11 protein-coding genes and 1 pseudogene are annotated in these 13,072 nt (G+C 63.2%); 2 read left to right on the top strand and 10 right to left on the bottom strand.

Annotation, left to right across the window (positions count from 1 at the left end; translation table 11 throughout):
- Positions 1-7: 7 nt before the first annotated feature.
- The 4 genes from NIBR502773_RS11230 to NIBR502773_RS11245 form a co-directional block, all read right to left on the bottom strand.
- Positions 8-2,191, bottom strand: coding sequence for a xanthine dehydrogenase family protein molybdopterin-binding subunit (locus NIBR502773_RS11230; protein ID WP_115487555.1), 2,184 nt, complete (start codon positions 2,189-2,191; stop codon positions 8-10).
- Positions 2,188-3,177: a xanthine dehydrogenase family protein subunit M gene (locus tag NIBR502773_RS11235; RefSeq protein WP_141156062.1), complete on the bottom strand. Its 990-nt coding sequence runs from the start codon at positions 3,175-3,177 to the stop codon at positions 2,188-2,190. The genes NIBR502773_RS11230 and NIBR502773_RS11235 overlap by 4 nt, the downstream gene beginning before the upstream one ends.
- The gene (locus NIBR502773_RS11240) at positions 3,174-3,698 is read right to left on the bottom strand and encodes a (2Fe-2S)-binding protein (protein WP_141156063.1); all 525 of its coding nucleotides are present in this window, start codon (positions 3,696-3,698) and stop codon (positions 3,174-3,176) included. The genes NIBR502773_RS11235 and NIBR502773_RS11240 overlap by 4 nt, the downstream gene beginning before the upstream one ends.
- Before the next feature lie 96 nt (positions 3,699-3,794).
- On the bottom strand, positions 3,795-4,241 hold the full coding sequence (locus NIBR502773_RS11245; RefSeq protein ID WP_065938392.1) for a DUF4879 domain-containing protein: 447 nt from the start codon (positions 4,239-4,241) through the stop codon (positions 3,795-3,797).
- 188 nt (positions 4,242-4,429) lie between these two features.
- Between NIBR502773_RS11245 and NIBR502773_RS11250 the strand changes: the two genes are divergently transcribed.
- On the top strand, positions 4,430-5,725 hold the full coding sequence (locus tag NIBR502773_RS11250; RefSeq protein ID WP_053137959.1) for an NCS2 family permease: 1,296 nt from the start codon (positions 4,430-4,432) through the stop codon (positions 5,723-5,725).
- The gene (trmA, locus tag NIBR502773_RS11255; protein ID WP_115487552.1) at positions 5,722-6,801 is read left to right on the top strand and encodes a tRNA (uridine(54)-C5)-methyltransferase TrmA; all 1,080 of its coding nucleotides are present in this window, start codon (positions 5,722-5,724) and stop codon (positions 6,799-6,801) included. The genes NIBR502773_RS11250 and trmA overlap by 4 nt, the downstream gene beginning before the upstream one ends.
- Here trmA and NIBR502773_RS11260 read toward each other — a convergent pair.
- The 6 genes and pseudogenes from NIBR502773_RS11260 to NIBR502773_RS11285 form a co-directional block, all read right to left on the bottom strand.
- Positions 6,784-7,251 carry a DUF2442 domain-containing protein gene (locus NIBR502773_RS11260; RefSeq protein WP_065938320.1) on the bottom strand — a complete coding sequence of 156 codons (468 nt, stop codon included), beginning with the start codon at positions 7,249-7,251 and terminating at the stop codon, positions 6,784-6,786. The two genes, trmA and NIBR502773_RS11260, sit on opposite strands and share 18 nt — an antisense overlap.
- Positions 7,248-7,671: pseudogene (locus NIBR502773_RS11265) on the bottom strand (DUF4160 domain-containing protein). Before NIBR502773_RS11265 ends, NIBR502773_RS11260 begins: the two are co-directional and overlap by 4 nt.
- Positions 7,672-7,806: 135 nt before the next feature.
- A complete protein-coding gene (locus tag NIBR502773_RS11270; protein WP_141156064.1) occupies positions 7,807-9,135 on the bottom strand; it encodes a TolC family outer membrane protein in 1,329 nt (442 codons plus the stop codon).
- Positions 9,132-10,457 carry an HlyD family type I secretion periplasmic adaptor subunit gene (locus NIBR502773_RS11275; protein WP_141156065.1) on the bottom strand — a complete coding sequence of 442 codons (1,326 nt, stop codon included), beginning with the start codon at positions 10,455-10,457 and terminating at the stop codon, positions 9,132-9,134. Before NIBR502773_RS11275 ends, NIBR502773_RS11270 begins: the two co-directional genes overlap by 4 nt.
- The gene (locus tag NIBR502773_RS11280) at positions 10,454-12,190 is read right to left on the bottom strand and encodes a type I secretion system permease/ATPase (protein WP_141156066.1); all 1,737 of its coding nucleotides are present in this window, start codon (positions 12,188-12,190) and stop codon (positions 10,454-10,456) included. The genes NIBR502773_RS11275 and NIBR502773_RS11280 overlap by 4 nt, the downstream gene beginning before the upstream one ends.
- 173 nt (positions 12,191-12,363) lie before the next feature.
- Positions 12,364-12,984 carry a heme acquisition protein HasA gene (locus NIBR502773_RS11285; RefSeq protein ID WP_027605294.1) on the bottom strand — a complete coding sequence of 207 codons (621 nt, stop codon included), beginning with the start codon at positions 12,982-12,984 and terminating at the stop codon, positions 12,364-12,366.
- Positions 12,985-13,072 lie beyond the last annotated feature (88 nt).

Consider the following 13,072-nt stretch of genomic DNA (forward strand, 5'->3'; position numbering starts at 1 on the left):
GACCGCGTCAGAGCACCTTATCCAGGGTGATCGGAAACTCTCGCACCCGCTTGCCGGTGGCATGGTAGACCGCATTCGCTACCGCCGCCGCCACCCCGACAATGCCGATCTCTCCCACGCCCTTGGAGCCAAGGGCGTTGACGATCTCGTCATGTTCCTCGACAAACACCACGTCAATCTCGCCGATATCGGCATTTACCGGGATGTGGTACTCGGCCAGGCTGTGGTTCATGTAGCGGCCCAACTGATGGTCGATCTGGGTCTCCTCATGCAGGGCCATGCCGATGCCCCACACCACCCCGCCGAGGATCTGGCTGCGGGCCATCTTCGGGTTGACCACCCGACCGGCCGCAATGGCGCTGACCACGCGGCTGACCTTGATCGTGCCCAAGTCTTCATCCACCCGCACTTCGACGAACACCGCCGAATGGGTCGCGGTGGCGTAACCCTCGCGCTTTTTGTCCGGCTCGCTGTCGACCTGGACTTCCACGCTCTCTTCACCGCTGTCCTTGACCAGCTGTGCCAACGACACGCTCACGTCGCCGGTGTGCAGTTGGCCGTCTTCAAAACGCACGGACTCGGCATCCTTGAACACCGGGTAAGTCTGCCGGGCGATGGTCAGCAGCCTCGCGCTCAACGCTTCGCAGGCTTGCTGCACGGCGGTGCCGACGGACGACACGGTGAACGAGCCGCCTTGCAGCGGCGCGGTGGGCAATGAAGAGTCGCCGAGCAGGAACACCACGTCCTCAACCGCCACGCCACTGGCCTGCGCCGCGATCTGGGTCATCACCGTGTAGGTGCCGGTGCCGATGTCGGTGGTCGCACTGCTGACGGTCAGCTTGCCCTCGGCGTCGATGCGCGCCTTGGCGCTGGCCTTCATCTGCATGGCCTCCCACACGCCACCGGCCATGCCCCAGCCGATCAACTGGCAGCCGTCGCGCATGCTGCGCGGTTCCGGATTGCGCTGGCTCCAGCCGAAGCGCTCGGCACCTTCGCTGTAACACTCGCGCAGGGCCTTGCTCGACCAGGGTTTGTCTTCGTTCTGGTTGCGCTCGGCGTAGTTGACCAGCCGCAGTTGCACCGGGTCCATGCCCAAGGCGCTGGCCAACTCGTCCATGGCGCACTCCAGGCCGATCACGCCCAAGGCAGCGCCGGGCGCGCGCATGTCCAGGGGCGTGAATACATCCAGCGGCACCAGTTTGTAGGTCAGTTGCACGTTGTCGCAGTGATAAAGCATGCCGCTCCACTCCACCACGTGCTCGCTGAAGTCTTCGAAGCGCGAGGTCTGGCCAATCGCCGTATGCCCCAATGCCAGCAGGCGACCATTGGCGGCGGCGCCCATCTGCAAACGCTGCAAGGTGCGCGGGCGGTAGCCGAAGGTGAACATCTGTTGGCGGGTCAGGGTGACGCGCACCGAGCGCTTGAGCGCCAGGGACGCCATCACCGCCAGCGGCAATTGATACTGCGGGCGCAAGCCCGAGCCGAACGCGCCGCCGACGAACGCGGCGAAGATCCGTACCTGGCTTTTATCCAGGCCGAACACCTCTTGCACATAGGCCTGGCAGTTCTGCGGGCCCTGGGTCTTGTCATGGATATGCAGGGTGCCGTCCGGCTGATACAGCACGGTGCTGGCGTGGGGTTCCATGGGGTTGTGGTGTTCGATGGGCGTGCTGTAGTGCAGGTCGAGGCTGACGGCGGCAGCGGCCCACTCGGCCTGGAAATTGCCGCGCGGCTTGGGCGGCGCCTGCGGTGAAGCATGGGCCTGTTCCTGCTGGGCGAGCAGGTCGGTCTCGAAGTCTTCCCGTGCGTAGTCGATCGCTACCAGCGAGCCGGCATGTCGCGCCAGTTCCAGGTTGTCGGCGATCACCAGGGCCAGGGGTTGGCCGCTGTACAGCACACGGTCGTTATACAGCGGGCGAAACGGCGAACCGTCCGCCGCATCGTCATCCTGGAAGGCCTCGTCGTAACGGGCGATTGTCGGCCGGTTGAGGTGATGGATAACCGCCACCACGCCCGGCAGGGCCAGTGCCCTGGACGCGTCGATCGCCAGCACACGGCCCTTGGCGATGGTGCTGGACACCACACTGCCGTGGAGCAGGCCGTCCTCGGGAAACTCACCGGCATAACGCGCCTGGCCGGTGACCTTGAGCAGACCGTCGACACGGTCCAGGGGTTTGCCAATAGCGGTCATGGGCGATCTCCTGCGACGGCGGCGTCGCTCAGGGCACGGATGATTGCGCGGCGCGCCAGCTTGATCTTGAAGCCGTTGTGTTCCAGCGGCTCGGCGTCTTGCAACAGGGCGTCGGCGGCGTTGCTGAAGGTTTCGCGGCTGACCGCCCGGCCGATCAGCGAGGCTTCCACCGCACGGTCGCGCCAGGGTTTATGGGCCACACCGCCAAGGGCCAGGCGCGCGTCGACGATTCGATCGCCGTCCAACTCGAGAGCGGCGGCCACCGACACCAAGGCAAACGCGTAAGACGCGCGGTCGCGGATTTTCAGGTAATGGCTGTGACGGGCCAGGTGGTCGGCGGGCAATTCGATGGCGGTGATCAGCTCATCGTCGGCCAGTTGGTTGTCGCGTTGCGGCGCATCACCGGGCAAGCGGTGGAAGTCGGCAAACTCGATAACCCGCGCGCCACCACGCCCTTGCACATGCACCCGCGCCTCCAGTGCCGCCAGGGCCACGCACATGTCCGACGGGTGAGTGGCCACACACTGCTCGCTGGCACCGAGGATCGCATGGATACGGTTCAAGCCAGTGCGCGCCGGGCAGCCGCTGCCGGGCTCACGCTTATTGCACGGCACGCTGGCGTCATAGAAGTAGTAGCACCGGGTACGTTGCAACAGGTTGCCGCCGGTGCTGGCCATATTGCGCAGTTGCGGCGAAGCACCGGCAAGGATCGCCTGGGACAGCAACGGGTAACGCTGTTCGATCAGCGGGTGCCAGGCCAGGTCGGCATTGCTCACCAGCGCGCCGATGCGCAGGCCGCCCTCGGCGGTTTGTTCAATCTCATTGAGCGGCAGGCCGGTGATATCGATCAGGTGCTCGGGACGGCTGATGTTTTCTTTCATCAAGTCCAGCAGGTTGGTGCCCCCGGCAATAAAGCGCGACGCGGCACTGCTCAGGTGCACGGCTGCGTGGACATCCGCCGGTTTGCTGTACTGGAAGGGATTCATTGCTCGCCTCCCTGGACGCGGCACGCCGGCAAAGCCTCTTCAATGGCATCGCGGATATTGCTGTAGGCGCCGCAGCGGCACAGGTTGCCGCTCATCAGCTCCTGGATCTGTGCGCTGTCGTGGGCACGGCCTTCATTGACCAGGCCGACGGCGGAGCAAATCTGACCCGGCGTGCAGTAACCGCACTGGAAGGCATCGTGCTTGATAAAGGCTTGCTGCATCGGGTGCAGTTGGTCGCCGTCGGCCAGGCCTTCGATGGTGGTCAGCTCGGCGCCGTCGCACATCACCGCCAGGGTCAGGCAGGCGTTGATGCGTTTGCCGTCGCGCAATACTGTGCACGCACCGCATTGGCCGTGGTCGCAGCCTTTTTTGCTGCCGACCAGGTCCAATTGCTCGCGTAGCAGGTCCAGCAACGTGGTCCAGGGCAATACGTCGAGTTGGCGGTCCTGACCATTGAGGGTCAAGCGTATGGAGTGGGCGACGAACGGTTGGGCCGCCGCGCCATTGGGGATCGCGCTCATAAACACCTCACGGGTTGGTGTACATCCGCGGCGTTCAGGAAAGTCGCCGTCTCAGGGGTACGACTTCCCGGGGTTTTGAGCGTTCAAGCTGATTGATCAGCGGATATTGAGCAGGGTCTTCAAGGTGTTCCGCGGGCCGTTGATCGACGAGTTGCTGTATTCGAACCAGCCTTGGGCCTGGACATTGAGGTCAAATACATAGATGTAGCCCATCAGCGTGCCTGCCCCGCTGCAGGCCTCGCTGACGCTGCCGACCTGGCACACGGGCGTACGTTGCCCGTTCAGTTCGGCACCATTGAAGCGCCCCATCGGGTTGTTACCCAGGCCGACTTCCATCACCGACACTTGGGTGGGCCCACGGTGCGTGCACATCTGGGTGCTTTGCGCGCGTTCCGGGATGGTTTCCGTGCAGTGCGCCGATTCGACCTTGAATACGCGCACCTCGCTCAAGGGCGGTGCAGTCGCGCCCCACACCGGTGCCGCGCCCAACCACAGGCCGAGACAGGGGATCAGGGCTAGACTCCACGCGTTGGCTTTTTTCATGCTGTCGATGACCTGCTGTTGAACGTCGCCGCAGTATGCCTCAAGGCCATGCGCCACACAGCCTCGGCTGCTGGTATGATGCGCCGCTTTTTCCGATCCTCTCTGGAACCACAGGCGCTTGGCGCAGTTTGTGCTTTGACTTAGAGGTCAACAAATAACGACGCAACATAGCGTCACAGGGAGCAGGCATGCTGGAAAAGCTGTTTCAACTCAAGGCACACAACACCAACGTGCGCACCGAGATCCTCGCGGGCATCACGACATTCCTGGCCATGGCCTACATCCTGTTCGTGAACCCGAGCATCCTCGGCGAGACCGGCATGGACAAGGGCGCGGTATTTGTCGCGACCTGCCTGGCGGCGGCCATCGGTTCGACCGTGATGGGCCTGATCGCCAACTACCCGATCGCGCTGGCACCGGGCATGGGCCTCAACGCCTTCTTTACCTACACCGTGGTGTTGCACATGGGCCACACCTGGCAGGTTGCGCTGGGTGCGGTATTCATTTCGGCGGTGCTGTTCTTCCTGCTGTCGATCTTCCGTATCCGTGAGTGGATCATCAACAGCATTCCCCTGCCCCTGCGTTCGGCGATTGCCGCCGGTATCGGCCTGTTCCTGGCGCTGATCGCCCTGCACAACGCCGGGATCGTGGTCGGCAACCCCAACACCCTGGTGGGCATGGGCGACCTGACCAAGCCGGCGCCTATCCTGGCCATCCTCGGCTTCATGCTGATCGTTGCGCTGGAAGCCCTGGCCGTACGCGGCGCGGTGCTGATCGGCATCCTGGCGGTGACCATCGTCTCCATTCTGCTGGGCGTCACCGCGTTTGGCGGCGTGATGTCGATGCCGCCGTCCCTGGCCCCGACCTTCCTGCAGCTGGATATCAAGGGCGCGCTGGACATCGGCCTGGTCAGCGTGATCTTCGCCTTCCTGTTCGTCGACCTGTTCGACAACTCCGGCACCCTGATCGGCGTGGCCAAGCGCGCCGGGCTGATGGGCAAGGACGGCCACATGCCGAAAATGGGCCGTGCGCTGATCGCCGACAGTACCGCCGCCATGGCCGGTTCGCTGCTGGGTACGTCGACCACCACCAGCTACATCGAATCCGCTGCGGGCGTAAGCGCCGGTGGCCGTACCGGCTTGACCGCCATCGTGGTGGCGATCCTGTTCCTGCTGGCGCTGTTCTTCTCGCCGCTGGCCGCCAGCGTACCGGCCTTTGCTACTGCGCCGGCGCTGCTGTTTGTCGCCGTATTGATGACCTCGGGCCTGGCCGAAATCGACTGGGATGACATCACCGTTGCAGCGCCGGTGGTGATCACCGCCCTGGCGATGCCCTTCACTTACTCCATCGCCAACGGCATTGCCTTCGGTTTCATCGCCTGGACCGCCATCAAGCTGCTTTCGGGCCGCTACCGTGAGCTCAACCCGGCACTGGTGATTCTGTCGATTCTGTTCGTGATCAAGCTGGGCTGGTTCAACGCATGACTTTTGACGCCACACGCTACACCGCTCAACTGCAAGACAAGGTCACGCGCTTGCGTGACCTGTTGGCACCGTTCGACGCACCCGAGCCGCAGGTCTTCGAGTCGCCGCTGCAGAACTTCCGCCTGCGGGCGGAGTTCCGCCTGTGGCGCGAAGGCGGTGAACGCCACTACGCGATGTTTTCCCAGGACGACAAGCGCACGCCGATCCTGATCGAAGCGTTCCCCATCGCCAGCCAGCGCATCAACCAGTTGATGCCCCAGCTCAAGGCCGCCTGGCAAGCCAGCGCTGCCCTGAGCCACAAGCTGTTCCAGGTGGAGTTCCTCACCACCCTGGCCGGCGACGCGATGATCACCCTGTGTTATCACCGCCCGCTGGACGAGCACTGGCACACGGCGGCGAATAAGCTGGCGACTGAATTGAATGTGAGCATCATCGGCCGCTCCAAGGGCAAGCGCGATGTGATCGGCCACGACTACGTGGTGGAAAAACTCGACGTCGGCGGCCGCACTTTCAGTTACCGCCAACCCGAAGGCGCCTTCACCCAGCCCAACGGCACGGTGAACCAGAAGATGCTCAACTGGGCATACGAAGCCTTGGGCGATCGCCCGGATGACTTGCTGGAGCTGTATTGCGGCAACGGCAACTTCACCCTGCCCCTGGCCACCCGTGTGCGTAAAGTGCTGGCTACCGAGATCAGCAAGACCTCGGTGAATGCGGCCCTGAGCAACCTCGATGAAAACGCGGTGGGTAACGTCACCCTGGTGCGCCTCTCCGCCGAAGAGCTCACCGAAGCGCTGAACGAAGTGCGCCCATTCCGCCGCCTGCACGGCATCGACCTGAAGAGCTATGAATTCGGTAGCGTATTCGTCGACCCGCCCCGCGCCGGCATGGACCCGGACACCTGCGAACTGACCCGACGCTTCGACAATATCCTGTACATCTCCTGCAACCCGGAGACGCTGGCGGCGAACATTGCGCAACTGCATGACACCCACCGCATTACCCGGTGTGCGATGTTTGACCAGTTCCCCTGGACGCACCATATGGAATCCGGGGTGTTATTGACCCGGCGGTAATTCAGCGTCCTCAGGCTCCTTCTTGCGTGGCCGGCCGCCCTTCTTGCCATTGGCTCGGGCGGCGGCGGATTTGGCGGCGCTGCTCTTGCGACCGTTGCGTGACGCTACCAGGCTGGTGGCCAGGTCCATCAGCGGCTGGCTTGTGGCGATCAGGCCCGTGATCGAAACATCCAGATCCTGAGCCTCACAGCTAATAGCCTTGCCACCGAAACTGACTTCCAACTGCTGGAAATCTTCCTCTGAAAACCCTTCGAACTCCGGCAGCCCTGCCACCGGCAGCATGACGCGACTGCCGTCGCTGAAACCGATGGAAATGCAGTCGTCTACATAACGCACATTGCTGGCGTTGGCGTACAGGCGCTTTAGCCTGCGGCCACGGGCGATTGCCTTGTCGATGTCGGCGTCAGTGAGAGGTACATAAGGTATGACTTTGGCTTTTACGATTTTCATAAATTAATCCCCACGCAATCTGGCGCTCTTACCAGATTCAAAATAGTCCGTTGCGCTACAGCGTCGTGCCAGGCGCTTGCGATGACGTAGACACCACGTCGAATGACTAACCCTGGAACCAATTCACTGGTGTCCCAGTTCCATGAATGGTTCTCCAGGCAAACCGTTTGCAGTTTTTCCCACCTAATCCTGCGTGCCCGTGCCAGATAATGTCGCTGCATGATTGCGTATTTCCTTCAGGACCGCAGTGGGTGGCCGCCTCCGTTCAGGCTCTACGTCCCACAACTCAACGTCCCCATCCAAAAAACTGAAACGAAACCGCGCATCCCACTCCTTGCCCCTGACATGTACATGAGGCGGACAATGCTCGTCCCTGATAAACACCGAGATGACATATCCCTTGTAAGCACCTACTTTCATCGTAACCCATCAGTTAGGTTATTTTCCGCCAGGTAACAATTTCCCCCTGCCACCCGACAACCGGCTCCCTATTCCCGAAGCTGTTTCACAGATTAGTAACCACAAAAAACCCGGCGAATGCCGGGTTGTAACCACTCATGCCGAAGGCTGGAAGTACCCCGCCAAGGCCTGCAAGTCCTGCTCGCTCAGCAACCCCGCGTAATACTTCAACTGAATCCTGGCCAGCAGATACGCATGCCGCGCATTGGCCAGGTCGCGGCGGGCAGTGAAGAGTTGTTGTTCGGCGTCGAGCACGTCGAGGTTGACCCGCTCACCGCCGCTGACGCTCTTTTTGGTGGCGATGACCAGCGCGGTGGCGGAGCTGACGGCCATCTCGTAGGCACGCACTTTCGCTGCGCCACTGGTATTGAGGTTGAATTGCTTGCGCAGCTCCACCAGCGTCGCAGAGGTGTGTGCGTCCAGCTCGTATTGGGCCTGGGATAGTTGATTGGCCGCCTGGCGCGTGGAGGCCGACACCGAGCCGCCGGCAAACAACGGCAGGCTGACCTGGATACCGACGCTGTTGGTGTCGTACTTCTGGTTGTAGCTGCTTTCCGAATCGGAGCTGGTCTGGCGGCTGCTGGCGTACAGGCTGACCTTGGGCAAGTGGCCGGCGCGTTTACGCTCCACTTCGTAAGAGGCCACGTCCAGCGCGTGGTGCTGGGACTTGAGTTCTGGATTATTGGCCATGGCCAGTTCGCGCCAGGTTTCGAAGCGGTTGGGCTCCAGGGGTTGGATGTCAAATTGTCGGGCCAGGGGCGCCAGCGCTTCGATTTGCAACGGTTGGCCGACAATCGCTTCCAGCTCGCGCAAGGCGCTGTCCTGGGCGTCCAGCGACTCGATTTCCTCCGCCTGGGCCAGGCTCAAGCGCGCCTGGGTTTCGAGTACATCGGTGCGCGTGCCTTCACCGCCTTTGAGCAGACGATCATTGAGTTGCAGGCGTTCGGCATACGCACGTTTCTGCGCACGGCTCAACTCGATGCGTTCCTGCGCCAGCAGCGCCTGGCTGTAGGCACTGAGCACGCGCACGGCCAACTCCTGACTCTTGCCGCGAAAACGCTCATCGGCCATCAACGCCTGGGCCGTGCCTTGACGAAAGCGCGCATAGGCTTCGTAGTCCAGCAACGGTTGCTGCAAGGTCAGGGTCGAGGCGTAGCTGCGGTAATCACGGTCGCTGGTGACATCGCCAACGGCGGTGCTTTGGGTAACTTCGGATTCGTTGCGCGAGTTGTTATAGCTCCAGGACAGGTTCGGCAATAACGCCGCTCGGCCGATCACGCGGTTCTCTTCACCGGCCTCGCGTTCCTGGATGGCGGCCTGGAAGGTCGGGTCATTGCGCAGGGCGAGGTCGTAGGCGTCGAGCAAACCCAAGGCATGTGCCGCCGGTGTAACGCTCAGGCACAGGGTCAAAAACAGCGCCTTCATTCTTCCACCAGGGCCATGTGGGTACGGTCCAGCAAGGGTTTGAACAGGTAGTTGAGCATCGAACGCTCACCGGTCTTGATGAAGGTTTCCACCGGCATGCCCGGACGAATCCGCACGCCGTCCAGTTGTTGCATGCCCGCCGCACTGACCTGGGCGCGCACGGTGTAATAAGGCTCGTCGGTGCGCTCATCGACCTGGCGGTCGGCGGAGACCAGCGTCACCTCACCGGCCACCCGTGGGGTGGTGGCCTGGTTGAAGGCCGAGAACAGCAACTCCACCGGTAGGCCCGGATGCACCTTGTCGATCATTTGCACCGGCACCCGCGCTTCCACCCACAACGCTTCGCCCTGGGGCACGATGTCCATCAGGGCCTGGCCGGGCTTGATCACGCCGCCTTCGGTGTACACCTCCAACCCGACCACCACCCCCGAGGCCGGCGCCCGCACCAGGCTGTTGGCCAGTTCGAACTCGGCCGACGCCAGCCGGTTGCGCAGGTCATAGCTGCGGGTGCGGGTCTCGGCCAACTGGCCGCGCAGGTCTTTCTGGAAGTCTTCGCCGAGCTGGCGGATCCGCAGGCGCAGTTCCAGAACCTGACGCTGCAACTGGCCGATGCGCCCGTAGTCTTCGGCAATCGCGCCGTCGACCTGGGCGTACAGGCGCTCGCTGTCGAGCAGGCGATTGCGCGGGATATAGCCATCGCGCGCCAACTCGCGCAGCCCTTGCAGTTGCTCATTCAACGCCGCGCGTTGCTGCAGCTTGCTCGCCTGGGAATCCCGCGTGCCGCGCAACTGCGCCTCGGCGCCGGCGATGGTTTCGCGCAGGCCTTGCTGCTCGGTGGCCAGCGCCTGGGCGCGGCTGGTGAACAGTTGTCGTTGCAGGTTCAGGGTGTTGGCCGCCTCCGGCTCGTTGAGCAATTCAGGACCGAAGGTGATGGCGGGCAGCCCTTCGCTTTCCGCACTCAAGCGCGCCTCACTGGCCAGGGACGCCAGGTACTGGCTGCGCAGCGACTGCATCTGCCCGCGCAAGGGCGTCTCCTTCAAGCGCAGCAGCACCTGGCCGGCGTTGACCACATCACCGTCACGCACCTCGATACGCTCGACGATGCCCCCGGCAGGATGCTGCACGGTCTTGCGATGGCCAGAGACCATGACCTTGCCCGACACCGCCACGCCCTTGTCCAGCGGAGCCAGCGCGGCCCAGCCGATAAATCCGGCAAAGCCGCCGAGCACCAACAACCAGCCCAGGCGCGAATATTTTTTGTCATCCAGCGCCAACACCGTGTGAGGGCGGTCGCTGACCAGCACCGGCTTACTCATGCTCATGCCTGTTTTCCTTCGCCGAGGCGGTAGCTCATGCTCAGGGTCGACACCGGTTTGGAGGCTGCCGGTTTCTGCCGTGCCTCCAGCACCCGCGCCGTCGGACCAAAGGCCTGCAACTGGCCGTCCTTGAGGATCAGCAACTGGTCGGTCAGGCTCAGCACATTGGCTTTGTGGGTAATCAGGATCACCGTGCGGCGCTGCTGCTTAAGCTGGGTGATGGCCTGGAGTAGCGCCTGCTCGCCCACTTCGTCGAGGTTGGCGTTGGGCTCATCCAGCACGATCAACGCCGGCAGGCCGTACAGCGCACGGGCCAGGGCCACGCGTTGCTTTTGCCCACCGGACAACCCCGCACCGCCCTCCCCCAACTGCGTGTCATAGCCTTGGGGCAGTTGCAGGATCAGTTCATGTACGCCGGCCATTTGCGCGGCGGCGAGGACGTTGTCGGTATCCAGCTCGGCAAACCGTGCGATGTTGTCGGCGATGCTACCGGCGAACAATTGAATGTCCTGGGGCAGGTAGCCGATGTGCGGGCCGAGTTGCTGTTTGTCCCACTGGGCCAGGTCGGCGCCGTCCAGCCGCACCTTGCCGGCCAGTGGTGCCCAGGCGCCCACCAGCACCCGCGCCAGGGTGGATTTGCCGCAGCCGGAAGGCCCGATCACGCCGAGCACATCCCCCGCGGGCAGGTTAAACCCCAGGTTCACCAGTGCCGGACGACGGCTGCCGGGGGCGCAGGCGCTGATGTGCTCGACGCTCAACTGGCCCTTGGGCACCGGCAGGTTCATGCGCGGCGGTCGCGCCGGGTTGGCCGCCAGCAGCTGCGACAGCCGCTCGTACGCCAGGCGCGCCGAGCCCCATTGTTTCCAGACGCCGATCAGTTGGTCGATGGGGCTCAGCACCCGCCCCATCAGGATCGAGCCGGCAATCATCATACCCGGCGTGATGTCGCCCTGCACCGCCAGCAACGCGCCCAGGCCGAGGACCAGCGATTGCAAGGCCAGGCGTACGCCCTTGGACCAGGCGGTGACGGCGGCGGTCTTTTCACTGGCCAGGTTTTGCTGGGCGAGGAACGCCTGGTGCTGGTTGAACCAACGCCCGCGCAAGGTGGCGAGCATGCCCATGGCTTCGATGCTGTCGGCATTGCGCAGGTTGGCCGTGGCCTGCTGGCTGGCGTGGATGGACAGTTGGCTGGCCTCGGCCATCGGCGCCTGGCTGACATGGTGGTTGATCCACGCCAACGCGATCAGTATCGCCGCGCCGCCCAGCGCCAGCAGGCCAAGCCAGGGGTGGAACAGGAAGATCACCAGCAGATACACCGTAAACCACGGCGCATCGAAAAACGCGAACAGCGCCTGGCCGGTGGCGAACTGGCGCAAGGTGGTCAGGTCATGCAACGCCTGGCCTGCCGCCTGGGTGCCGCCCTTGAGTTGCGCTTCGAACGCGGCGTCATAGACTCGCTGGTTCAGGCGCATGTCCATCTGCGTGCCGAGGCGGATCACCACCTGGCTGCGCACCCACTCCAACGCGCCCATCAGGCCGAACAGGCCGAGGATCATCAGCGTCAGCATCAACAGGGTCATCTGATTACCCGAGGCCAGCACCCGGTCATATACCTGCAGCATGTACAGCGCCGGAGCCAGCATCAGCAGGTTGATCACCGCCGAGAACAGGCCGATGTTGAAGAAGCCACTTTTGTAGGCCGTGAGGGCGGCCAGGGTTTCGTTGCCGACGTGGCGCATCTGGGATTCTCGTGGGGTTGAACGTGCAGCGTCGCCGCGTTGACAGCCAATACGACGCTGCGCAGAATTCGGCACCGCCGTCGCCGGAAGAGTTAGAAGGCTTGGGCGACGGCGGTGTAATACGGCGAATGGGAGAGCGATCTTCCATTCGCTTTTTTCAGGCGGCAGCAGGTTCAGGCAGCGAGTGCCCAGTCCTGTGCCACGTCCTGCACGCCCACCAGGGCAACATCGGTGGACACTGCGCTGGCGTGTGCCGCCAGGCCCGCCGACACTTCGTCGAAGGTGCTGGCAGTGGACAGGCCGAAGTCGTCGAGCAGGTTGTTGAGCACGGTTTCCAGCGCGGCGGTGTTGCCCTGCATCAAACCGTAGATCACGCTCTGTACGTCGTTGCCAGCTCGGCCGGCGCCCTCGGCGGCGCTCAGGTCGAGGCCGTTGAACGCGACCTTGAAGTCGCTCAGGGAGAAGTCGCTGCCATTGCCGCCGCCCAGGCCTGTGCCCAGTTGCACGTTATCCAGGTCGCCCCACAGGTAGTGGTTCAGGTTGCTGCTGGCGGGCAACGACGGGTTGAATACATAGTGCAGGCCATTGCTGGTGTCGCTGTCGGCGATGAACGCGTACTCGGAGTTGTTGGCGCCGTGGGTCGAATACTGGTCGCCGCTGAGGGTGCCGTTGCTGAAGCCGCCGGTGTTGCTGGTGCCGTGCCCTGCGGTGTTGAACCCCACTGCCCAGGAGCTCAGGTAGTCCGATACCGACAGAGAACCCAGGCCCGAATCGTAGCTAACAGAAATAGTCATCGCTAAACCTCGTTAAACAACGTTGTTGATGAGCACGCCGGTGCGGCGCGCCTTTTTGCCCACCCATGGGCAAAATCGTTGATCAAGT

Source organism: Pseudomonas sp. NIBRBAC000502773 (genome assembly GCF_006517195.1).
In the GTDB taxonomy this organism is placed as follows: Bacteria; Pseudomonadota; Gammaproteobacteria; order Pseudomonadales; family Pseudomonadaceae; genus Aquipseudomonas; species Aquipseudomonas marginalis.

Coding starts and splice junctions, on each gene's coding strand:
- NIBR502773_RS11230 (WP_115487555.1), bottom strand. CDS start 2,191: ATGACCGCTATTGGCAAACCCCTGGACCGTGTCGACGGTCTGCTCAAG.
- NIBR502773_RS11235 (WP_141156062.1), bottom strand. CDS start 3,177: ATGAATCCCTTCCAGTACAGCAAACCGGCGGATGTCCACGCAGCCGTG.
- NIBR502773_RS11240 (WP_141156063.1), bottom strand. CDS start 3,698: ATGAGCGCGATCCCCAATGGCGCGGCGGCCCAACCGTTCGTCGCCCAC.
- NIBR502773_RS11245 (WP_065938392.1), bottom strand. CDS start 4,241: ATGAAAAAAGCCAACGCGTGGAGTCTAGCCCTGATCCCCTGTCTCGGC.
- NIBR502773_RS11250 (WP_053137959.1), top strand. CDS start 4,430: ATGCTGGAAAAGCTGTTTCAACTCAAGGCACACAACACCAACGTGCGC.
- trmA (WP_115487552.1), top strand. CDS start 5,722: ATGACTTTTGACGCCACACGCTACACCGCTCAACTGCAAGACAAGGTC.
- NIBR502773_RS11260 (WP_065938320.1), bottom strand. CDS start 7,251: ATGAAAATCGTAAAAGCCAAAGTCATACCTTATGTACCTCTCACTGAC.
- NIBR502773_RS11270 (WP_141156064.1), bottom strand. CDS start 9,135: ATGAAGGCGCTGTTTTTGACCCTGTGCCTGAGCGTTACACCGGCGGCA.
- NIBR502773_RS11275 (WP_141156065.1), bottom strand. CDS start 10,457: ATGAGCATGAGTAAGCCGGTGCTGGTCAGCGACCGCCCTCACACGGTG.
- NIBR502773_RS11280 (WP_141156066.1), bottom strand. CDS start 12,190: ATGCGCCACGTCGGCAACGAAACCCTGGCCGCCCTCACGGCCTACAAA.
- NIBR502773_RS11285 (WP_027605294.1), bottom strand. CDS start 12,984: ATGACTATTTCTGTTAGCTACGATTCGGGCCTGGGTTCTCTGTCGGTA.